At 70.7% G+C, this 20,492-nt stretch carries 22 protein-coding genes; 8 read left to right on the forward strand and 14 right to left on the reverse strand.

Translation table 11 applies throughout. The features are described from left to right. The first annotated feature begins 64 nt into the window (after positions 1–64). Both ACQSSQ_RS17490 and ACQSSQ_RS17495 read left to right on the forward strand, forming a co-directional pair. On the forward strand, positions 65–6,280 hold the full coding sequence (locus ACQSSQ_RS17490; RefSeq protein WP_431328395.1) for a choice-of-anchor D domain-containing protein: 6,216 nt from the start codon (positions 65–67) through the stop codon (positions 6,278–6,280). A 75-nt stretch (positions 6,281–6,355) separates the two neighbouring features. Beyond that, positions 6,356–6,775: a hypothetical protein gene (locus ACQSSQ_RS17495; protein WP_431328396.1), complete on the forward strand. Its 420-nt coding sequence runs from the start codon at positions 6,356–6,358 to the stop codon at positions 6,773–6,775. Positions 6,776–6,791: 16 nt separating this feature from the next. Here the strand turns inward: ACQSSQ_RS17495 and ACQSSQ_RS17500 are convergent, their stop codons facing one another. The 4 genes from ACQSSQ_RS17500 to ACQSSQ_RS17515 all read right to left on the reverse strand — a co-directional run bounded on the left by ACQSSQ_RS17500 (position 6,792) and on the right by ACQSSQ_RS17515 (position 9,227). Then, a complete protein-coding gene (locus ACQSSQ_RS17500) occupies positions 6,792–7,526 on the reverse strand; it encodes a hypothetical protein (RefSeq protein ID WP_431328397.1) in 735 nt (244 codons plus the stop codon). Then, positions 7,523–8,227 carry a helix-turn-helix domain-containing protein gene (locus ACQSSQ_RS17505; protein WP_431328398.1) on the reverse strand — a complete coding sequence of 235 codons (705 nt, stop codon included), beginning with the start codon at positions 8,225–8,227 and terminating at the stop codon, positions 7,523–7,525. Before ACQSSQ_RS17505 ends, ACQSSQ_RS17500 begins: the two co-directional genes overlap by 4 nt. Before the next feature lie 212 nt (positions 8,228–8,439). Further along, on the reverse strand, positions 8,440–8,934 hold the full coding sequence (gene bfr / locus ACQSSQ_RS17510) for a bacterioferritin (RefSeq protein WP_431328399.1): 495 nt from the start codon (positions 8,932–8,934) through the stop codon (positions 8,440–8,442). An 89-nt stretch (positions 8,935–9,023) separates the two neighbouring features. After that, positions 9,024–9,227 (reverse strand): (2Fe-2S)-binding protein, encoded by a 204-nt coding sequence (locus ACQSSQ_RS17515; protein ID WP_149768189.1) that lies wholly within the window; start codon positions 9,225–9,227, stop codon positions 9,024–9,026. A gap of 119 nt (positions 9,228–9,346) precedes the next feature. Here ACQSSQ_RS17515 and ACQSSQ_RS17520 point away from each other — a divergent pair, with 119 nt between their 5' ends. After that, positions 9,347–10,189 carry an alpha/beta fold hydrolase gene (locus ACQSSQ_RS17520; protein WP_431328400.1) on the forward strand — a complete coding sequence of 281 codons (843 nt, stop codon included), beginning with the start codon at positions 9,347–9,349 and terminating at the stop codon, positions 10,187–10,189. Here the strand turns inward: ACQSSQ_RS17520 and ACQSSQ_RS17525 are convergent. The 3 genes from ACQSSQ_RS17525 to ACQSSQ_RS17535 form a co-directional block, all read right to left on the reverse strand. After that, complete coding sequence (locus tag ACQSSQ_RS17525; protein ID WP_431328401.1) at positions 10,146–10,442, reverse strand: GlsB/YeaQ/YmgE family stress response membrane protein; 297 nt, start codon at positions 10,440–10,442, stop codon at positions 10,146–10,148. The two genes, ACQSSQ_RS17520 and ACQSSQ_RS17525, sit on opposite strands and share 44 nt — an antisense overlap. A 128-nt stretch (positions 10,443–10,570) precedes the next feature. Beyond that, on the reverse strand, positions 10,571–11,050 hold the full coding sequence (locus ACQSSQ_RS17530; RefSeq protein ID WP_431328402.1) for a hypothetical protein: 480 nt from the start codon (positions 11,048–11,050) through the stop codon (positions 10,571–10,573). Between the two features lie 55 nt (positions 11,051–11,105). Then, a complete protein-coding gene (locus ACQSSQ_RS17535) occupies positions 11,106–11,459 on the reverse strand; it encodes a putative quinol monooxygenase (RefSeq protein WP_431328403.1) in 354 nt (117 codons plus the stop codon). A gap of 181 nt (positions 11,460–11,640) precedes the next feature. Here ACQSSQ_RS17535 and ACQSSQ_RS17540 point away from each other — a divergent pair, with 181 nt between their 5' ends. Genes ACQSSQ_RS17540 through ACQSSQ_RS17550 form a run of 3 tightly spaced genes read left to right on the forward strand, consistent with a single transcriptional unit; the run spans position 11,641 to position 15,284 of the window. Then, on the forward strand, positions 11,641–12,954 hold the full coding sequence (locus tag ACQSSQ_RS17540; protein ID WP_431328404.1) for an exo-beta-N-acetylmuramidase NamZ family protein: 1,314 nt from the start codon (positions 11,641–11,643) through the stop codon (positions 12,952–12,954). A 13-nt stretch (positions 12,955–12,967) separates the two neighbouring features. Then, a complete protein-coding gene (locus ACQSSQ_RS17545) occupies positions 12,968–14,746 on the forward strand; it encodes a serine hydrolase domain-containing protein (RefSeq protein WP_431328405.1) in 1,779 nt (592 codons plus the stop codon). Positions 14,747–14,765: 19 nt separating this feature from the next. Further along, positions 14,766–15,284 (forward strand): putative immunity protein, encoded by a 519-nt coding sequence (locus ACQSSQ_RS17550; RefSeq protein ID WP_431328406.1) that lies wholly within the window; start codon positions 14,766–14,768, stop codon positions 15,282–15,284. On the opposite strand, the gene ACQSSQ_RS17555 is transcribed toward ACQSSQ_RS17550, so the two are convergent. Genes ACQSSQ_RS17555 through ACQSSQ_RS17580 form a run of 6 tightly spaced genes read right to left on the reverse strand, consistent with a single transcriptional unit; the run spans position 15,281 to position 17,882 of the window. Then, positions 15,281–15,898 carry a peptidoglycan-binding domain-containing protein gene (locus tag ACQSSQ_RS17555; RefSeq protein ID WP_431328407.1) on the reverse strand — a complete coding sequence of 206 codons (618 nt, stop codon included), beginning with the start codon at positions 15,896–15,898 and terminating at the stop codon, positions 15,281–15,283. The genes ACQSSQ_RS17550 and ACQSSQ_RS17555 overlap by 4 nt on opposite strands. Positions 15,899–15,956: 58 nt before the next feature. Next, a complete protein-coding gene (locus tag ACQSSQ_RS17560; protein ID WP_431328408.1) occupies positions 15,957–16,256 on the reverse strand; it encodes a DUF1905 domain-containing protein in 300 nt (99 codons plus the stop codon). After that, the gene (locus tag ACQSSQ_RS17565) at positions 16,253–16,858 is read right to left on the reverse strand and encodes a hypothetical protein (RefSeq protein WP_431328409.1); all 606 of its coding nucleotides are present in this window, start codon (positions 16,856–16,858) and stop codon (positions 16,253–16,255) included. The genes ACQSSQ_RS17560 and ACQSSQ_RS17565 overlap by 4 nt, the downstream gene beginning before the upstream one ends. Positions 16,859–16,879: 21 nt before the next feature. Further along, positions 16,880–17,053: a hypothetical protein gene (locus ACQSSQ_RS17570; RefSeq protein WP_431328410.1), complete on the reverse strand. Its 174-nt coding sequence runs from the start codon at positions 17,051–17,053 to the stop codon at positions 16,880–16,882. Next, the gene (locus tag ACQSSQ_RS17575; RefSeq protein ID WP_431328411.1) at positions 17,050–17,535 is read right to left on the reverse strand and encodes an SRPBCC family protein; all 486 of its coding nucleotides are present in this window, start codon (positions 17,533–17,535) and stop codon (positions 17,050–17,052) included. The genes ACQSSQ_RS17570 and ACQSSQ_RS17575 overlap by 4 nt, the downstream gene beginning before the upstream one ends. After that, complete coding sequence (locus tag ACQSSQ_RS17580; RefSeq protein WP_431328412.1) at positions 17,532–17,882, reverse strand: ArsR/SmtB family transcription factor; 351 nt, start codon at positions 17,880–17,882, stop codon at positions 17,532–17,534. The genes ACQSSQ_RS17575 and ACQSSQ_RS17580 overlap by 4 nt, the downstream gene beginning before the upstream one ends. Before the next feature lie 135 nt (positions 17,883–18,017). On the opposite strand from ACQSSQ_RS17580, the gene ACQSSQ_RS17585 reads away from it, so the two are divergent. Further along, the gene (locus ACQSSQ_RS17585) at positions 18,018–18,656 is read left to right on the forward strand and encodes a LysE family translocator (RefSeq protein ID WP_431328413.1); all 639 of its coding nucleotides are present in this window, start codon (positions 18,018–18,020) and stop codon (positions 18,654–18,656) included. On the opposite strand, the gene ACQSSQ_RS17590 is transcribed toward ACQSSQ_RS17585, so the two are convergent. Further along, on the reverse strand, positions 18,622–19,329 hold the full coding sequence (locus tag ACQSSQ_RS17590; protein WP_431328414.1) for a hypothetical protein: 708 nt from the start codon (positions 19,327–19,329) through the stop codon (positions 18,622–18,624). The genes ACQSSQ_RS17585 and ACQSSQ_RS17590 overlap by 35 nt on opposite strands. A 104-nt stretch (positions 19,330–19,433) precedes the next feature. Here ACQSSQ_RS17590 and ACQSSQ_RS17595 point away from each other — a divergent pair, with 104 nt between their 5' ends. Continuing rightward, the gene (locus ACQSSQ_RS17595; RefSeq protein WP_431328415.1) at positions 19,434–20,447 is read left to right on the forward strand and encodes a phosphatase PAP2 family protein; all 1,014 of its coding nucleotides are present in this window, start codon (positions 19,434–19,436) and stop codon (positions 20,445–20,447) included. Positions 20,448–20,492 lie beyond the last annotated feature (45 nt).

Genomic DNA, 20,492 nt, shown 5'->3' on the forward strand with positions numbered 1-20,492 from the left:
CCTCGGGGGAAGGGCTGGGCTCCAATCCGTACTCGGCGGATCACACACACGGGGGAACACCAGGATGCTTCGCGCTGCGCGCACGGCTGCGCTCATGCTCGCCACCACGACCGCTGTCGTCGCCGGCACACTCGCGGCAACAACGGCGCCGGCCGCCGCGGCGAGCCCGTACGTCGTCACGTCCGCCGCTGACTACGCCGACGCGACTCCAGGCGACGGCCAGTGCCGTACGAGCGCAGCGACCGGAGCGGTCTGCACCCTGCGCGCCGCGATCCAGGAGGCCAACGCCGGCGGCGGAGCGGACACGATCCGCTTCGCCATCGGCTCCGGCCCCGTGACGATCTCGCCGACCTCCGAGCTCCCCCAGATCACCGAGCCGGTGACGATCGACGGGTTCAGCCAGCCCGGCGCCGGCAGCACCCCGATCGTGCACCTGGCCGGTGACACCGTCGGCGTGAACGGCGACGGCCTGCGTCTCGCCGCCGGCACGAGCTCGGTCTCCGGCCTGGTCTTCAGCAAGTTCGACGTCGCGATCTTCATCTCCGGCCCGGGCGGCAACCTCGTCACCGGCAACTACGTCGGGCTGGCCCCGGACGGGACGGTCGGGCGAGGCAACACCTTCGGGATCGTGATCGACAAGTCCCCCGACAACGTCATCGGCATGTCCACCAGCCCCAACGTGATCTCCGGCAACGCCCAGGCCGGCATCACCGTCAGCGGCGCCGCCGCGAAGGACAACCAGATCGCCGGCAACCGCATCGGCACCAACGCCGCGGGGACCGCGACCGTCGCGAACCTCCTCGGCATCAGCCTCCTCTCCGGCGCCCTCGACACCCGCATCGGCGGCACCACCGACGCCGACGGCAACGTCGTCTCCGGCAACGTCACCCACGGCATCGAGGTTGCGGGCGCGGCCAAGGGCACCGTCATCTCGCGCAACCGCATCGGCGTCAACGCGGCCGGGACGGGCAAGCTCGCCAACGGGCACCAGGGCATCGCCGCGATCACCGCTGCCAAGACGACCATCCAGGGCAACGTCATCTCCGGCAACGGCGAGACCGGCATCTGGGCGAGCGGCATCGCGGGCTCGGACCCCCACGTGATCGCCGACAACCTGGTCGGCACGAACGCGGCCGGCACCGCGGCGATCGGCAACACCTCCGACGGGATCCGCATCTCGGGGCCGAGCGACTTCAGCGCCCCACCGGCGTACGCGAAGATCACCGGCAACACCGTCTCCGGCAACGGGCGCGACGGCATCCGTACGGGCGACAGCAGCTACAACGACATCAGTGGCAACACCGTCGGCCTCGCGAAGGGCGCGACCACGACCCGGATCGGCAACAAGGGCGTCGGCATCCTCCTCGTCCACGACCGGCGGTCGTCCGTCCGCACCAACGTCGTGTCCGGCAACGACGGCGGCGGCATCTTCGCGGTCGGGGGCCAGGCGGGCAATCCGCTCGAGGTCATCGGCAACAAGGCCGGCACCGACGGCACGGGCGTCTGGGCGGTGCCGAACAAGAACGCCGGCATCAAGCTCACCGCCGACGCGGCCGCGCCGACCTCGGGCGCGTACGGGGAGGTCCGCAGCAACCTCGTCTCCGGCAACGACGGCGACGGCATCGTGGTCGCGCACGGCGTCGCCGCGAGCACCGTCACCGACAACACCGTCGGCGCCAACCTCGCCAAGACCGGCGCCGTCCGCAACCAGGGCGTCGGCATCTGGGTCGAGAAGGGCATGGGCCACGACGTCGGCACCCCGGGCCACGGCAACCTCGTGGTCGCCAACAGCAACGGCATCCTCGTACGAGGTGCTTCGAACGTCACCGTCGCCGCGAACACCATCGGCGTCCTCCCCGGCGGCGGCAACGCGCCCAACCGCAACCAGGGCATCAAGGTCGACGGAGGCGCGTCCAAGGTGACGATCGGGTTCAAGCCCACCGACACGATCACCGCCGGCAGCTGCACCGCGGCGTGCAACACCATCAGCGCCAACGCAGGAGCCGGCGTCGCGATCGAGGGCGACGACGCGACGACCGCCGTCACGGTCCGCGGCAACGTGATCGACAAGAACGTCGGCATCCCGATCGACCTCGGCCCCGCCGACCCGACCCCGAACGACGCCGCCGATGCCGACACCGGCCCCAACGGCCTGCTCAACTTCCCGGTCGGCGTCTCTGCGTCGTACGACAACGTCAAGACCAAGACGTTCGTCACCGGCGTCCTCAGCACCCCGGACCCGAAGGGCGCCGTCGTCGACGTCTACAAGGCCGCGGGCCCCGGGCCGGTCAGCGGCTTCGGCACCGCGAAGGAGTGGCTCGGCAGGGCGACCCTCCACCCGACCGCGTCCGGTGCGCTCTTCGTCCTCGAGCTGGCCGGCGACCAGACCAAGAACGTCACCTACTCGGCGACCGCGACGGGCGCCGACGGCTCGACGTCGGAGGTCTCGATGGTCTGTCTCGACACCGACGGCGACGGCACGCTCGACGACGACGGCGACGCGATCTGCGACAGCTGGGAGACGAGCGGCATCGACTACGACGGCGACAAGGTCGTCGACCTCCCGCTCAACGCCGCGCCGTACAACGCCGACCCGACCAAGCCCGACGTCTACGTGGACGTCGACTACATGAAGGGCGCGCTCCACGACGACCGTCCGTCCGAGCAGGCGCTCGAGCGGGTCGTCAAGGCGTACGAGTTCGCGCCCGGCGGCGGCATCGCCCTGCACCTCTCGCCGGGGTCCTCGGCCCGCTCGGACGACGCCGTGGAGCACAGCGGTGACATCAAGGTGCTGGGTCGCGGGTCGGGCGACGACGACGACTACTGGGACCTCAAGGACGGCAAGCCGGACGACCTCTGCGACGGCGCGTTCGGGACCAAGGCCGACCGCTCGAGCCCGCGCTGCCATGCGGTGCTCGGGGCGAAGCGGCTGATCTACCGCTACACGCTGTTCACCCACCGCTTCGACGAGGCCCCCAGGACCTCCGGCGTCGCGGACCTCGGCGGCCAGGACATCCTGATCAGCCTCGGCAGCTGGGACGACGACGTCATCGAGAAGGCCGGCGGCACGCTCAGCCGCTGCGTCACGCTCGAGTGGTGCAAGAGCGAGGTCGAGGCCGGCACGTTCATGCACGAGCTCGGGCACGCGATGGGGCTGCAGCACGGCGGTAGCGACGACGTGCAGAACAAGCCGAACTACCTCAGCGTCATGAACTACACGTTCCAGCTCCTCGGCTCGACGCCCGACCGCCCGCTCGACTACTCGCGGTGGAAGCTCTCGACCCTGTACGAGAACAGCCTCGACGAGGCCGCCGGGATCGCGGCGAACGAGCCGGCCGCGACGAAGGCCGAGATCTCCAAGCGCTGGTCGGCCACCGCCTTCAGCTGGTACGACGCCGGCAAGGGCGAGTGCGTCTGGCGCAGCGGGTCGCCGGTCTGGGCCATCGACTGGAACCAGGTCGGGGGCGCGGCGCAGACGGGGATCGGGGCCGGCATCGCGTCCGATGGGCGCGGCGGCACCGACTGCCTGACCATCGGGTCGAACCCGCTCGAGGGTCACGACGACTGGGCGAACATCCGGTACGACCTGCGCAGCTCGAGCGGATACCGGACCGAAGGCGTGCCGGCTGCGGTCGCCGCTCGCGCGGGTGCCGAGCGCGCCGGCCAGGATGTGGAGGACGCGGCGGCGCTGTCGTCGCGCTCCGACAGCGACAACGACGGCGTCCCGAACGCGACCGACGTGTGCGTGCTCAAGGCTGATCCCGCGCAGAAGGACGAGGACGCCGACGGCATCGGGGACGCCTGCGTGGACGACATCAAGGATCGCGACGTGTCGGTCACCGTGACGCCGCCGACAGAGGAGCCGCCGATCGGGTCGCCCGCGACGGTCCGCGTGACCGCGTCGAACTCCTTCCCGCTCCCCGCGACGGACCTCGCGATCGAGGTGCGCGTGCCCGAGGGCCTGGCGGTCGTCTCGACGACGCCGAGCCTGGGGTCGTACGACGCGGGGTCCGGCACCTGGACGATCCCCTCGCTGGCCAAGCGCTCGTCCGCGACGCTCGACCTCGCCGTACGCGCGACGCGAGCCGAGGTGGCCCTCGACGTGGAGGCCGAGGTGGTCGCCGCCGGCGAGGACGACCGGGACTCAGTGCCGGACAACGCCGATCCGCTCGAGGACGACCTCGCGTCCGCGGCAGTGCGGGCGAAGCTCCTCTACACGCTGGAGCCGCTGCCGAAGGACGTCGTCGGCGCGGTCCGCGACGGCGAGACGCTCGCGATGCTGCACCGCGATGCCGCGGGGACGCGTCGGATCACGCTCGACCACGCGGGCCGTACGACGACGCTCCCGATGGCGTCGGACACCCTCAACGTCGCCGCGGTCAACGCGCACGGCGAGGTCGTGTACTGGATCGGCAACGTGTCGTACCTGTGGCGTGACGGGACGTCCGTGCGGCTGCCGGACAACTTCGTCGCCTCGGGGATCAACGACGCCGGCACCGTCGTCGGCCGTTCGTACAACAAGGCCGCGACCTGGATCGACGGCACGGTCACGCACCTCGCGGACCTCGCCCCCACCCATCCGGGAGCGGGCGGTGTCGCGACGGCGATCAACGACGACGGGCTGATCGTCGGGTACTCGATCTCCCGGTACGGGCGCGAGAACGCGGTCCGCTGGGAGAACGGCGTGATCGACTCGATGGGCATGCCCGACGGTGATGCGTCGCTGGCGCTCGCAGTCGGGTCCACCGGTGCGGTCGCCGGTCAGCTGATGGCCCGTCCGCTGCGCATGCAGGGCAACGTCCGCACCACGATCGAGGAGAGCCCGGGGCGGGCCGAGTCGGTGAACGCGTACGGCGACTTCGTCGGGCGGACACAGGACCTGCGGGCGTTCCTGTACGCGAACGGCAAGGCACGGAGCCTGGAGTCGCTGCTCGCGCCGGGACAGGACTGGGGGCTGCTGCACGACGCGACGGACATCGCCGACGACGGGTCGATCGTCGGGAGCGGGGAGTATCGCGGGGAGGTGCGCCTGTTCGTCGCGCGGCCGGGGGTCGGGGCACGGACGGCGGGTCTCGGAGCCGACCCGGGCAGCGTCGACGTCGGGCTGGTCCGGGTGGGGAGCAGCTCCGGCGCGGAGACAGTGACGCTGACGAACCGGGCGTCCGGGCCGGTCGACGTCGAGGCGCCGCGGATCGAGGGCGCGGCTGCGGCGGACTTCGCGGTCGAGGCCGGGTCGCTGCCGCGTACGCTCGCGGCGGGCGAGTCCGCCGAGGTCTCGGTGACGTTCACGCCGAGCGCGCCCGGTGCGCGTACGGCGACCCTCGTGGTGCCGGCGTCCAGCGGCGACGTGTCCGTCCCGCTGCGGGGCGAGGGCGTGGTCGCGGACGACGCGGCGCCGGTGGTCCGGTGCGCGACACCATCGACGGCGTGGTCCCGCGTCGACGCCGCCGTCTCGTGCACGGCGACCGACGGCGGGAGCGGCCTCGCGAACGTCGCCGACGCTGCGTTCGTGCTGCGGACCTCCGTGCCCGCAGGGACCGCGAACGCGAATGCGGCGACCAGCACACGGCGCGTCTGCGACAAGGCTGGCAACTGCGCCACGGCCGGACCCGTACGCGGGCTGCGCGTCGACAAGCGCGCACCCGCCGCCAAGGCCACCCGCGGCGCGGCCGTGACGCTCGACGGTCGGGCCGTCGTACGGCTCACGGGATCCGACGTCGGGTCCGGGGTGGCGTCGTACGACACCCGCGTCCGTACGGTCGCCCGTTCGGGAGCGACGTCCGGCTGGTCCGTGCCGAAGGGCTGGGCGGCGTCGCGGACGACGACGCTCACGCGTGCCGTGGCGGCCGGGACGGCGGCGTGCTTCTCGACGCGGTCGCGTGACCGCGCGGGCAACGTGTCGGGGTGGAGCCCGCAGGTGTGCACGAGCGCCCCGTACGACGACCGTGCCCTGAAGGCGTCGGCCGGGTGGAAGCGGACCAAGGGCGCGGCGTACCTCCAGCGCACGATCTCCACGACGACCCGCAAGGGCGCCTCCCTGAAGACCGGCGCGACGCGCGGTGGGGCGATCGCGCTGGTCGTCACGCGGTGCAAGGGCTGCGGGACGGTCGACGTGCTGGTGGGGTCGCGGCGCATCGCGCGGGTGAGCCTCGGCGCCACCTCGACGCGTCACCGCCAGGTGGTCGTGCTCCCACGGCGCGCGTTCTCGGGTCCGATCACGGTCAAGGCGGTGACGAAGGGGAAGCCGGTGCGGATCGACGGGCTGGCGGTGCTGCCGTAGGCGCCCGCGGTCGAGCGAGCGACGTGGGTCGAAAACCTCTCGCTCCCTCCCCCCCTGCGTCACGAGGCTGGGCGGATGAACGACGACCGTCTCTGGGAGCGACTGCTCGCCTCCCTCAACCACTGGGGCAACGCGGCCGAGGTCGCGCCCGGCCGGATCGAGCTGTCGTACGAGGACGAGGACGGCCTCGTACGGCAGGTCGAGATCGTGATGACCGCCGACGAGTGGAGCGACTTCGCCGGCACCATCTGGGGCGACTTCGGCGACGCCGCGAACGACGTGAAGCGGATGGTGACCGAGGCGCCGCTCGGTCTGCACTACTGCGTGTACGGCACGTACGAGCTCGTCCCGTCCGCGACGCCCGAGCTGCCGGTCGATCCCGAGGACGCGGCGATGGAGGAGATGGCTCGTCAGCATCCCGAGGGCTTCGGCCGGTGGGTGGTCACGGACGAGGCCGGCCACGTCCTCGACGAGCTTGGGCCCGAGCCGGGCTGACGGCGGCGCGACGCGGTCAGCCGGTCAGGATGCCGAACGCGATCTGACCCCGCGACCTCACCTCGACCGGCACGAGGGCCCACGCGGCGTGCGTGTCGTCGAGAAGGGCCGTGGCTCGGAGAAGTCGTTGACGGTCCTTCTTCGTCAGCTCGTCGGCGAGCGTGAAGGGGTCCTCGACGAGGGAGCACAGGAGCGCGAGGTCGCGGTAGTGACGTTGAGGGTCTGGCAGGGTGACGGCTGCTGCCTTCCCGATGATCGCCGCAAGGATCGTCGGTCGAGGCACGCGTCCCTGCCGACCCTCGTGGACGACCGTCACGATCTCGGTGCGGGCCAGGGCCTGGGTGCCGCCGGGCATCTCCACTGTCCGTCCCGGAGGAGTCGTCGTCAGGTTCGCCCGCGGCCCGAGCCCCTCTGGCGCGAGGACGTCGATGACGACCGGGCGTGGCTCGGCGGGACGGATGTATCGATGGGCCAGACCGTCGGTGCTCGGGGCGGCCATCTGGAACTGCAGGCTCTGAAGCGCCGCGACGACGTCCGTCAGCGCGTCAGGGTCGGCGCGGATGTCCGCCACGACGTCACCGTCCTGGCTGATCTGCGGCGGAGTCTGACCGTGCTCCAGCGCATGGAGCAGCACCATCTGTCCTCCGACCAGCGCCCACGGCACGCGGATCCGGTCGTGGAGATCGAGGAGTACGCGCCACAGCTCGTCGATCGGAGCGGGCATCGGGGGAAGCTCGATGACGATGCTCATGCGCTCTGCCACTCCCTCAGGAGCTCGTCCAGGCGCAGCTGCCCCGCTCTGACGGCTCGCGGTTCGGGCGCCTCGAGCAGGTCGGCCGCGAGTGCTGCGTCCGAGATGTCGGCATCTGACCCGAACGGCCACACCCGCTGCGGGACGCGGACGATCAGGTTGGGAGGTTCGAGCGCGCCGGCGTCTCTGAGGGCCAGCGCGCGCTGCACGACCGGCCACGCGTCCTCGGCGACGTAGACCTCGACGACGTCGCTCTCCAGAGCGACGAGATCGAACGCGCGGCGAGCTGCCACGTCCGGCCCTGCCGGGTGGACGTCCGGCCGGGCGAGGAGGCGTGGCACGGCGGCCGGGTGGGCGACCGCGCGGACGACCTGGCTGCGACCTCGCAGGATGCTTCGCCACTGATCCGCGTCGACATCGCTCAGCCGGGACATGTATCCGCGGACCTGGCTGCGCGCCGAGTACGACAGCCACGGAGCCCCGCCGTCCTCGAGAAGATCGAGGAGGCCCCAGGCACGCAGCGGCCCGAGGGGACGTCCAGCGCGCCGGCGATGCCCCTGCACTCGCGCCACGTCCTCGGCCGACACCAGCCAGTCACGACCGACGCGACGGCCCACGAGGTCGCCGGCGATCAGCATCTGGCGCACACGTGACGGGCTCACGTCGAGGCGTTCCGCCGCCTCGGCGACGACGATCTCCATGCGACCACCACCTTTAGGAAATACTAACGCAAGCGCGAGGATTTCCGATAGTCATGGTCAGTCGTGGTCGTGGTCGTGGTCGTGGCGCGGCAGTGCCTTCGACGGTCAAGCGAATCCTTCGATACGGGCAAGCCCCGTTAAAGGAAAAGGGTCCATCCTTTAATGAACGGGCCAGCCGTTAAAGGTTATCCGCGAGGGCCGCGCCGTACGGCTCAGCCAGCGGAGGGCCCTTCGCCAGAGGGCACCTGCTGCGCGAGGTACTGCTGGATCCCGATCCGCTCGATCGCGTCGAGCTGGCTCTCGAACCAGTCGGCGTGCTGCTCCTCGTCGCGCACCATCTCTTCGAAGACGTTGGCGGTGCCGTGGTCACCGAGGTCGTGGCACTCCTGCGCGCCGGCGTTGAACTGCGCGACCGCGGCCTTCTCGCTGTCGAAGGCGAGCCGCAGCATCTCCTCGGCGGTCTCGCCGACGGTGATCGCGTTCAGCCGCTGGACGTTGGGGTGGCCGTCGAAGAGCAGGATGCGGTTGATCAGGTCGTCCGCGTCCTTCATCTCGTCGATGGACAGGTCGTAGAAGACCTTGCCCAGCTTGCCGAAGCCCCAGTTGTCGAGCATGCGGGCGTGAAGGAAGTACGTGTTGGTGACCGTCAGCTCGAAGGTCAGCGCGTCGTTCAGCAGCTCGACGATCCGTGGGCTCTTGGGCTGCACCGTCCACCTCCGGTGTGCGACGACTGTGACGTCGATGCTGGCACACCTGAGACCATCCGGAAAGCCGGATGGGCCATGAGATTCAGGAGTCAGCTCGCCGCGCCGTCGGCCTCCAGGAGCTCGTACTCGTCCCGCTCGTGCCGGCACACCAGCGCCTTCACGCTGAAGATGCAGGCCCCGCAGTCCTGCGCGGCTCCGGTGGCTCGGCAGACCGCGCCGACGGTGCGCGCGCCGGCGGCCACGGCGGCATCAACCGCTTGGTCGCTGACGACCTTGCACTGACAGACGATCACGGTCCACTCCCGTTTAGCCAAGCCCACCCTAAGTTTGCTGAGGTTAACCTAACCCCGACTCCCAGGGGAAGAGTCAGCGGGGTCGCAGTTCGAGACGCGACGGGACTAGCGTTGCCGCCGTGAGGGCGGAGTTCGTCAGCTCCAGGGGCCTCGCGGGCTGGGTCGCCGGGTCCGGCCCCGAGGTGGTGCTCCTGCACGGTGGCCCGGGCATGTCCGACTACATGGAGAGCCTGCTGCCGGAGCTGGGCGGATACCGCGTCGCGTCGTTCCAGCAGCGCGGGGTCGCACCGTCGACCCTGGACGGACCGTACGACGTGCCGACCCTGCGCGACGACGCGCTCGACGTCTTCGACACGCTCGGCTGGAAGGCGCCGGCGGTCATCGGGCACTCGTGGGGCGGGCACCTGCTCCTCCACCTGCTCGCGGCTGCACCGGCCCGGGTCGGCGCGGCGCTCGTGGTGGACCCGTTAGGGGCGGTCGGTGACGGCGGGCTGGCCGAGCTCGACGCCGAGGTGGACCGCCGGCTCCCGACGAGGGTCACGGCACGACTGCGGGAGCTGGACGCGCTCGCGGAGGCCCGGGCCCTGACGCCCGCCGAGGTCCAGGAGTCGTTGGACCTCGCCTGGCCCGCCTACTTCTCCTCGCTCGAGGCGGCGCAACCCATCCCGCAGACGGGCCACGCCCCGAGCGCCGAGACGTGGGCGTCGATCCGGGCCGAGATGCCGAGGCTCGCCGAGAGGCTCCGGGGCTGCACGGTGCCGACCAGGTTCGTGCACGGCGAGCGGGATCCGATGCCGTTGACGGCGAGCACCGACACGGCCGAGATCCTCGGAGCGCCGGTGGACGTGCTGCCGGGCGACGGCCACTTCTGCTGGCTCGAGGACCCCGGCTGCGTACGGCGGAGCCTCGATCGTCTGCTCAGCTCGCCGCGTGCCGCGGGCCCGACGTCCGCGGGCGGATGAGCCGCCAGAGGAGCAGCGCGACGACCGCGCCGAGGATCGAGAAGATCAGCCCGCTCGGTTGGAAGAAGCCCTCGTCCTCGTCCCAGCCGAACAGGAGATAGCCCCCGAAGCCGCCGATGAACGAGCCCACGATGCCGAGCAGCATCGTCTGCCACCACGCCATCGGGTCGGAGCCCTTGACCAGCAGCCGGGCGAGGTAGCCCGCGATGAGGCCGACGACGATCAGGTAGACCACGGTCCAGAAGTTGAACATCGCGCCCCCTCGGGCTCGTCCGCGTCGTTGTGGTCAGCGACAGCTCATCATCACACCGCTCGCGCACCGCCGCCCGGAGGCGCGTCGGTCACCGGGTCTCGATACGGTCCTCGCCTAGCGGCTCGGACCTACTCGACCAGCAGCGTCCTCGACCGGCGGTTCGCGAGGTGGCGGCGCGCCATCTCGAGCGCGGCCTTCAGGCCGTCGTACACCTCGTCCTGAAGTTGCTTCAGCTCCTCACCGTCCGCGGCGCCGTTGAACCGGCCGATCGTCCGACGCGCTCCCGACAGCGCCTTCTCGAGGTCGCTGTCGCCGGTGAGGATGTACGCCTGGCCGATGGCCGAGCGGGCTCGGGCATTGCAGCGGTAGGCCTCCTGGCGGATCACGTCGCGCTCCGACTCCGGCCGGTCCTCGAGACGGGCCTTCACCCGGTCGTACGTCGCACGCGAGTAGTCGAAGAGCGAGTCGTAGCACTCGGCGTACACGCGGAGCCGGGCCTCGAGGATGCGCCCCTCGCGGTCGGTCCGGTGCTGCGATCGTCCGGTCAGCCAGACGCTCACGAGGGACGTCGCGAAGCCCATGCCCGCGACGACGACCGTCGGATCCATGGCCGGACGATAGCGGGTGGCGGGGTCTCGATACGCCCTCGCCTAGCGGCTCGGGCTACTCGACCAACGAGAGCCAGGGGGTGAGGAGCTGGACGGGGCCGTCCTCGCTGAAGTTCGCCCGGAGCTCCGGGCTCGGATCCCCGAGGAGCTCGCCGTGCACCGAGCCGGTCGCGATGACCGGCTCCATGAGGTGGTCGAGGTTCTTCGCGTGCTGGAGGAGCGCCTCGGAGTCGCGGTAGCGCTCGATGACGATCGCCTCGGTCTCGTCGGCGTTGAAGTAGACGCTGTACTCGAGGGTCCCGGGCTCCTTCTCCCGGACGATCTCCATGGCCTCCTCCGAAAGCCGCTTGAACTCGGCGACGTCGCCGTCGCGGAAGTCGAACCGTGCGATTCCCAGAAGCTCACTCATGTCCTCGTCCTCTCGTTCGGGTGCGTTCGTCAGGAGAGCGGAGCCGATGCTGAATCCTCGACATCTCTTGACCCGCAGGACAACCGCCTACTACGTTCGCGGCCAGATGTAAATTTGTTACGCCCTGACTCATCGCTGTGAAAACCGTTTTCTCATCACCCACCTGACCAGGGGAGAAACCATGCGACGTAGGGATGTTCTCGCAGGCATGCTCGGTGTGGCGAGCGTGCCGATCCTCGGCGGCAAGACCGCCGCCGCCGCGGCTACCAGCGCCGCCGGCGGCCCCGGAAGCAACGGAGTGGGCCCGCAGGTCCGCACCGGCTTCGAGACGCTCGCCGCGTCGGGCTACCAGGAGCTGCGCGGCCAGCGCGTCGGGATGATCTCCAACCCGACCGGCATCCTGCGCGACCTCACCCACGAGGTCGACGTGCTCGCGGCCAGCCCGGACGTCGACATCGTGGCGGTGTTCGGTCCCGAGCACGGGTTCCGTGGTGTCTCCCAGGCCGGCCAGGGCCAGGCGTTCTTCATCGACGCCAAGACCGGCCTGCCGGTCTACAACGCGTACAACGACGCCGCCCGGATGTCCGAGCAGTTCGCCGAGGCCGGCATCGACACCGTCGTGTTCGACATCCAGGACGTCGGGGCGCGCTTCTACACCTACATCTGGACGATGTACCTCGCCATGGAGGCGGCCGCCGAGCTGGATCTCCGGTTCGTCGTCCTCGACCGACCCAACCCGATCACCGGGATCGACGCCGAGGGCCCGGTGCTGCACCCGGAGCACTCGACGTTCGTCGGCCTGAAGCCGATCAGCCAGCAGCACGGCATGACGGTCGGCGAGCTGGCGCAGCTGTTCAACGGCGAGTTCCTCCCGCCCGCGATCGGCAAGCAGGTCGACCTCACCGTCGTACCGATGCGCAACTGGTTCCGCGACATGTGGTTCGACGAGACCGGGCTCCCCTGGGTGCTGCCGTCGCCCAACATGCCGACCGTGGACACCGCGACGGTCTACCCCGGTACGGCGCTGTTCGAGGCGACGGCCCTGTCGGAGGGGCGCGGGACGACCCGGCCGTTCGAGCTGATCGGCGCGCCCAACATCGACCACCGCTGGGCGGAGGCGCTCAACGAGCGGGAGCTGCCCGGCGTGCGCTTCCGCGAGGCGTACTTCACCCCGACGATCTCCAAGCAGGTCAACAAGGTCTGCGGCGGCGTCCAGGTGTACGTCGAGGACCGCGACGCGTTCGACGCGATCAAGACGGGTCTCGCCATGATCGTCACGCAGCGTCAGGAGTTCCCCGAGTACCGCTGGCGCAGCCAGGACGTGACGTCGTTCTGGCTCGACAAGCTCACCGGGACGGACCGTGCGCGGCTCGTCATCGACGCCGGCGGGGACGTCGACGAGATCGTCGCCGGCTGGCAGGAGGACCTGGCCGAGTTCCGGCGGAAGCGCAAGCAGTACCTCATCTACCACCACGTACGAGGTGGCCGGCAGTAGGAGGAGGAGCGTCATGCGACGTACGACCTGGGGCATTGCACTTGCGGGGGCCGTCGTCGTCGGCGCCCTCGCCTCACCGGCCGGAGCCGAGCCGTCGGAGGGCCAGCAAGCCGGACCCCCGACCGTGACCGGGGCGGACGTCAAGTTCGCGCCGGACCGCACGCTGCGCGACGGCGACCCGGAGGACGTCGGGCTCCTCCCGGAGCACATCGCCCGGATCATGCCGGACCTGGCGACGTACCTCAACACGACGCCCGAGAACCCGAACTACCCCATGTATGCCGGCGCGGTCGCGCTGGTCGCCAAGGACGGGGTGGTCGTCGAGCACGGCGCGATCGGCGACGCCGTGCGGTACGCGAAGGCCGACGGCACCGAGCTGCCCGAGGACCAGCAGATCCCGATGACCGAGGACACGCTCTTCGACCTCGCGTCCGTGACCAAGCTGTTCACCGTCGTCGTGACGCTGCAGCTCGTGGACCAGGGGCGTGTCGACCTCGACACCCCGGTCGCGCACTACATCCCTGAGTTCGCCCAGAACGGCAAGGGCGAGGTCACGATCAAGCACCTGCTGACGCACACCTCGGGCCTGCGGTCCTGGGTCAACCTCTACTCGGCGTACCCGACCCCGGAGGCGCGGATCGCGGCCGTGTACGCGCAGACCCTGGTGACTCCGCCGGGTGCGGCGTACGTGTACTCCGACCTCGGCCTGATCACCCTGGGCAAGGTCGCCGAGCGGGTCACCGGTCAGACGCTCGACCGGCTCGTCGCCGACCGGATCACCGAGCCGCTCGGCATGACCGACACCATGTTCAACCCGCCGGCGTCGCTGCGTCACCGGATCGCGGCCACCGAGGACATGTCGTCGATCGGCCGCGGCATGGTCCACGGCGTGGTCCACGACGAGAACGCCTGGTCGCTGGGCGGCGTCGCCGGGCACGCCGGCCTGTTCTCGACCGCGAGCGACCTCGCCGTCTTCTGCCAGATGCTGCTCAACGGCGGGGAGTACGGCAAGGAGAAGATCCTCTCCGAGGACATCATGCGGGAGGCGATCACCGACCAGAACGTCGGCATCCCGCCCGCGATCACGTCTCGCCGGGGCCTGGGATTCGAGCTCAACCAGCCGTTCTACATGGCGTCGGTCGACTCACCCGTGACGTTCGGGCACACCGGCTTCACCGGCACCTCGCTCGTCATCGACCCGCTGTCGGACTCGTTCATCGTGCTGCTCACCAACCGCGTCCACCCGAACCGCGCGTGGGGCTCGAACAACGGCGCCCGGCAGTCCGTCGCGCGCAACCTCGGCCGCGCGATCCCGGTGAAGCCGGCCGTCGGCAAGACGGCGTGGTTCGCCGGTCGGCCGACCGCGACGACGCACACGCTGGCCGCTCCGCTCTCGCGGCCGGCAGCCGACGGTGCGCGGCTGGCGTTCCGGCTCTGGTACGACACCGAGCTCGACTACGACCTCGGGCGGCTCGAGGCCTCGACCGACGGTGGGACGACGTGGCAGGCGGTGCCGCTCGGCCTGCAGGCGGACGGCTACCGCTGGTCCAGCACGGGCACTTTCTCCGGCTTCGAAGGACGCCAGTGGCTGAAGGCTGACGCGGCGCTGCCGACCGGCGCGACGCACGTGCGCTGGAGCTACACCGGCCTGCGCACCACGCCGTCTCGGGGGCGGGGTGTGTACGTGGACGGCGTGCACGCGGTCGACGACGCCGGCGTGCTGTTCAATGGCCAGCGACCGGCCGACGCCGCGCGCTTCGTGGCCGCGGGTTGGGAGGAGTCGTCCAACTGACCACGGGAGGGGTACGGCGGTGATCCTGCCGAAGGTGCGTGACCCCCGCTTCATCACGATCCGTCGCGGGGGCACGCTCACCGACGACGACCACCGTCTCCTTGCCCTGTGGGCCGCGGAGTGCGCGGAGCACGTGCTCCCGCTGTTCGAGGCGGTCCGCCCCGACGACCCGCGTCCACGCCAGGCGATCGAGGGCGCTCGGGCGTGGACGCGGGGCGAGCTGAAGATGATCGAGGCGCGCGCCACGGGCGGTCACGCGATGGGTGCGGCACGGGACCTGCGGGGCGCGGCGCGCCATGCCGCGTACGCCGCCGGGCAGACCGGAGTGGTCGCGCACGTCGCGGCGCACGAGCTCGGCGCGGCCGCGTACGCGATCAAGGCGGTGCGTGCGGCTGCGCCTGCGGACGAGGCCGAGGCCGCGGGGCGGGTCGAGTGCCAGTGGCAGCGCGACCGGCTCCCCGACGCGATCCGCGACCTCGTCCTGGACGACCAGCGCCTCCGCAACGAGATCTGCTGGTCGGTCTTCGACGTGACCTAGATGCAGGTCGGCAGCGAGCTGCGCGAGTAGTTGCGCACGCTGGTGGTCTTCTTGTAGCTGTTGTACGTCCCGACCGAGACCGAGAAGTACTTGCTGTCCCCGCTCTTCGCGGTGTTGCGGAAGCTCCCGTACTTCGTGATGCGGTTGTTGCTCAGGCCGCTGTTGGAGTAGTAGAGGCTGGTCCCGATCTTGAACTTCCAGACGGCTGCCTTGCCCGAGTTGTTCCACAGCGAGTAGCGCAGGTGGGTCGAGCTCACCTTGCACAGGTAGAAGGTGACGCCGGACTTCCAGCCCAGGGCCGTGCCGTACGCGCGCAGCTTCTTCCAGGTCTTGGGGCCGGCGACGCCGTCGGCCGAGAGGCCGGTGTCGGCCTGGAACGCCTTCACGCGCTTCTTCGTGGCCGCGCCGTACGAGCCGTCGGCGGTGAGTCCGCCGAGACGCTTCTGGAGCGCCTTCACGCAGCTGCCCTTGCTCCCGACCTTGAGGGTGGTCTTGAAGCACGAGGCGGCCTCGGCGGAGGGCGCCGTGGCGGTGGCGAACGCGAACGTCGCTGCGAGGGCGGCGAGGACCGTGGCGAGGGCGATCGGTACGCGGAAGCGGGGGGCGATGGACATGGGCGTCCTTTCATCGAACGGTGAAATCCCGACCGCTCGACGCTACCCGAGGGAGGTGTCAGCGGATTCGGCCGACGCGGAGCTCCGCAGCCAGCATCTGGCCGAGCTCGATGCGCGCGGACCGGCGTACGGCGTCCTTCAGCGGGAGGAGGTAGCGGCCGTCCTTGGGGAACAGGGCGGTCGTGAACTCGACGCCGTTGATGCGCACGACCACGGGCACCTGACCCCAGTACTCGACGCCCTTCGCGGCGAACTTGATGTCGTCGCTCTCCTCCTCGGGGATGGCGAGGAAGTAGTACGGCGCCGGTCCCCGCCACTCGACGACCGGGCCCTCGAACACGACGTCCATGCCGCTCATCGCACCACCTCGGCGTCCGCGACCGCGGCGAGCACGCGGTCCGTCGTACGGTCCCCGCCGCGCCGACCGAGCGTCGCCCGGTCGCCGGGGTTGCGCCAGAAGTGGTGCACGACCGCCACGACCGGGTACGCCGCCGCGTCGCCGGCCATCACGAACGTCCCGGGCTCGCCCTCGACGACCATCCGCTCGCGCCCGTCGACGAGCTGCGCCCGGACGTCGCGGACCGCTGACCAGGGCAGGGTCTCGACGGAGCCCGCCGTGAGCAGCGCCAGCGTGTCCGGGGCGAGCCGGACGAGCACGACCTTCGGTCGCGACGCGAACACCGACGCGATCAGCCCGCCCGTGAGCACGACGGCCATGAGGACCCCGACGGCGAACGGCAGCCACGCGGGCACGGTGCCGCGGCGCGACTGCACCGGAGCCGTCGGGCCCTCCGCGAAGAACGTCGGCCCCGCGTGGCTGAGCACGAGCACCGTCAGCGCGGCGAAGACCAGCGCCGGCACGGCGTACCCGAGGACGGCCAGGACCCGACGCGGCGCAGGCGTCTCCGCGAGCAGCACGCCGTACCGGGTGACCCACGTGGCCTGGCTGCGTCGCGACACGGCGACCAGTATCGCGTGCCCTCAGTCCTCCGACGCGTGCTGTCGGCCGAGCGCGGCCGCGACGCGCTCGATGAGGTCGTACGGCACGGGGTCGCGGTAGCGGAACCGGAGGCTGTCCTTGCCGGACCGGTACGGCGCGACCTGCGGGCGTACGTCCGCGGGGAGGCTCGCGACGTAGTCGTCGACGGGACTCACGGCAGCCGCGCCTCGGGTGTCCGCAGGAACGCCTCGATGCGGTCCCAGGCTCCGACCCAGACCTCGCCGGTGAAGAAGTCGCGGACCTCGGGAGTCGGGAAGCCCGACTGCACCACGGTCATCAGTGTGCCGTCGGCGTCGGCCTCGAAGGTGATCTCGACCCGCGTCGTCATCGACTCCCCGGTCGGGTCGAACCCGACCGACTCCATGACGAGCCGGCGGGGCCGGTCGATCTCGAGGAACGTCTGCACCTCGCGGAAGAGGTGGTCCCGATCCGGCCCCCACACCGCCGTCTGCGTCCCGCCGACGCGCAGGTCGACCTCGATCTCGACGATGCCGGGCTCCTCGTCGAGGATGCTGAACCAGACCTTCTGCTTCTCGGCGTCGGTGAACGCGTCGAAGACCTCGTCCGGCGTCGCCGGCAGGTGCCGGGCCAGCCGCATCGCCAGGCCTTCCTCGGTCGTGCTCTCGCTCTCGCTCATGCGTCGTCCCCCTTCGTCTCGGTGCCGCCCCGGAGCGTGAAGTACGCCTCGAGCCCGTCGAAGCGCCGCTCCCAGAGCCGCTGGTAGAAGCTGATCCAGGCCATCGCGTCCTCCAGGCGCTCCTCGCCGAGCCGGCACTGCCGTGCGCGGCCGACCTTCTCGGTCACGACCAGCCCGGCCTGCTCGAGCACGTGGACGTGCTTGGCCATGCCGGTCACGGACATCCCGAACGGAGCGGCCAGCTCGCTCACCGCGGCCGGTCCCTCGGCCAGCCGGACGAGGATCTGCCTCCGCGTCGGGTCGGCGACCGCCGAGAACGCGGCATCGAGGTGCGCTTGTTGAACCATGTGGTTCACCATACCCACACTGAACCGGATGGTGCAATGTTTGCGGAGGTTGGCCGGAATGCCGGTGCCGCGGCGCCGTACGCTCTGAAACCCTCGAGAGGATCGCCACCGTCGCGCCCGCTCGGGAGGAGCCGCATGATCGACACGACCGCCGCCATCGGGATCAGCCTCGTCGCGCTCGGCATGGTGCTGACGCCCGGGCCCAACATGCTCTACCTCGTCTCCCGCAGCATCAGCCAAGGACCGGCGGCGGGACTGGTGTCGTTGACGGGTACGGCGGTGGGCTTCGCGGTCTACATGGTGATGGCCAACATCGGGCTCGCGGCGGTGTTCGTCGTCGTCCCGTGGCTGTACGTCGCGCTCAAGGTCGCCGGAGCGGCGTACCTCTTCTGGCTCGCCTGGAGGATCCTGCGCCCGGGCGGCCTGTCCGCGTTCGAGGCTCGCGACCTGCCACGCGACTCGCACCGGCGGCTGTTCACGATGGGGCTCACCACGAACCTGCTCAACCCCAAGGCCGCCATCATGTACGTCTCGCTGATCCCGCAGTTCGTGGACCTCTCGCGCGACGACGTGGTGGTGCAAGGCTTCGTGCTCGGCAGCATCCAGATCACCATCAGCGCCGTCGTGAACGCGACGCTCATCGTGGTCGCCGGAGCGATCGCCGCGTTCCTCGCGCGCAGGCCGACGTGGATGGCCTGGCAGCGCCGGGTCAGCGGCAGCCTGCTCGGACTGGTCGGGGTCAAGCTGGCGGTGGAGGCGCCGAAGCCGGCGTGACCGGACCGTCCTGCTGCGCGTCGGACTGCAGCGCGTCGTCCTGCTGCGCGTCGGACTGCAGCGCGTCGACGACCGCGAGGACCCTGCGCTCGCCGCGCCGTCGTCCGATCGCCGCGCGGTCGGCCGGGTGGTGCAGGAAGTGCTGCGCGACCGCGGCGGCCGTCCGCGCCTCCACGAGGTCGACCACCAGCAGCGTCCTCTCCGCGCCGTCGACCACCGCGCGTACGGCGACCCGCTCGCGCCCGTCCACCTCTTCGAGCGCCACGTCGACGACGTCGTCCCACGACACCGTGACCTCGGCCGCCGGACGTGTCGCGCGGCGACCCGACGTGAGCACCGTGAGCCCGTCCGCGCGCAGCCGCATGACCGCGCGGTCGGCGGGCGGCTTGCGGAGGAAGATCACCAGGAACGTCGCCACGAGCGCGAAGAACCCGATCCCGCCCCCGAGCGTGATCCACGCCGACCGCGGCCCGTACTTGCCGCCGGTCTGCGCGTCTGGCCCGTACTCGATCAAGGCGCCCGCGCCGGCGACGACGTACAGCAGGCCCAGCGCGCCGACCACGCCGACGATCCCCAGGAGGTACAGCTGCTGCCCGAGCGGGCGGGGAGGCCGCGCCTCGACGAGGAGCGACCACTGGCGGTACTCCCACGTCGTACGGCGTTGCTTCGGCACGCGCCCAGTATCGGGTACGCGGGGTCGTCGCCGGCTAATCGCGTCGCGGATGACACCGTGGCGTCCTACGGTGGAAGGCAGGTGCGGGATCCGAGGGGGCGTTGGTGGACGAGTCGACTCGCGACCCTGTGCGCCCTGACGTGCCGGCTGCTCCGGAGGACAACCCGCTGACCTCCCGGCGCGGACGCGTCGCCGCGATGGTCGCGTTCGTCGGCGGCTTCGTCCTGTGGCTCACCTTCGTCGGACTGCCGACCGACGTCGTCCAGATCGTCGCGTGGCTCTGGGTCCTCACGATCGCGTGGAACGTCGGCGCCGGATGGCGTACGCACCTGTCGTTCCTGCGCGACTGGTGGGGGCCGGTCGCGTTCCTGCTCGTCTACCTCTACAGCCGCGGGCTCGCCGACGAGCTGTTCGCGCTGCCCGTCCACTTCACCGAGCCGGTCCGGTTCGACCAGTGGCTCGGCGGCGGCACGACCCCGACCAAGCACCTGCAGGACTGGCTGTGCGACCAGCCGTGCTCGTCGGCATCCCCGCCCCACTGGTACGACATCGGGCTCACGACCGTCTACTTCACCCACTTCGTCGCGGGGCTCACGATCGCCGTGGTGCTGTGGATGATGAGCCGCACGGAGTGGGTCATGTGGATGCGGCGCTACCTGGCGATCAGCTTCGGCGCGCTCGTGATCTACATCCTCTACCCGATGGCGCCGCCGTGGATGGCCTCGCAGGACGGCTACCTCAGCGACGAGGTCGTACGCCTCACCGGACGCGGCTGGGCCACCTTCGGACTCGGCGGGTTCCACCTCGCGCTCGCCAACGTCGGCAACCCGGTCGCCGCGATGCCGTCGCTGCACGCGGGACTCGCGGCGCTGATCGCGTTCTACGGGATCCAGCGGCTGCGGTCGGGCTGGCGGTGGCTCCTGCTGCTCTATCCGCTGACGATGTCGTTCGCGCTCGTCTACTACGCGGAGCACTATGTCATCGACATCATCGCGGGGTTCGCGCTCGCGGGCGCGGTCATGCTCGGCTGCGACTGGTGGGAGCGACGGCGAGGTCAGAGACCGAGGTACAGCGCGATAGCCTCCTCCACCAGCTCCAGCTCGGCTCGCTCGAGGTAGTCGACCAGCCCGCGCGCATCGCTGCGTCGATCAGATGTTGCACAG

It is taken from the genome of Mumia spirodelae (assembly GCF_050632745.1).
Lineage (GTDB): Bacteria > Actinomycetota > Actinomycetes > Propionibacteriales > Nocardioidaceae > Mumia.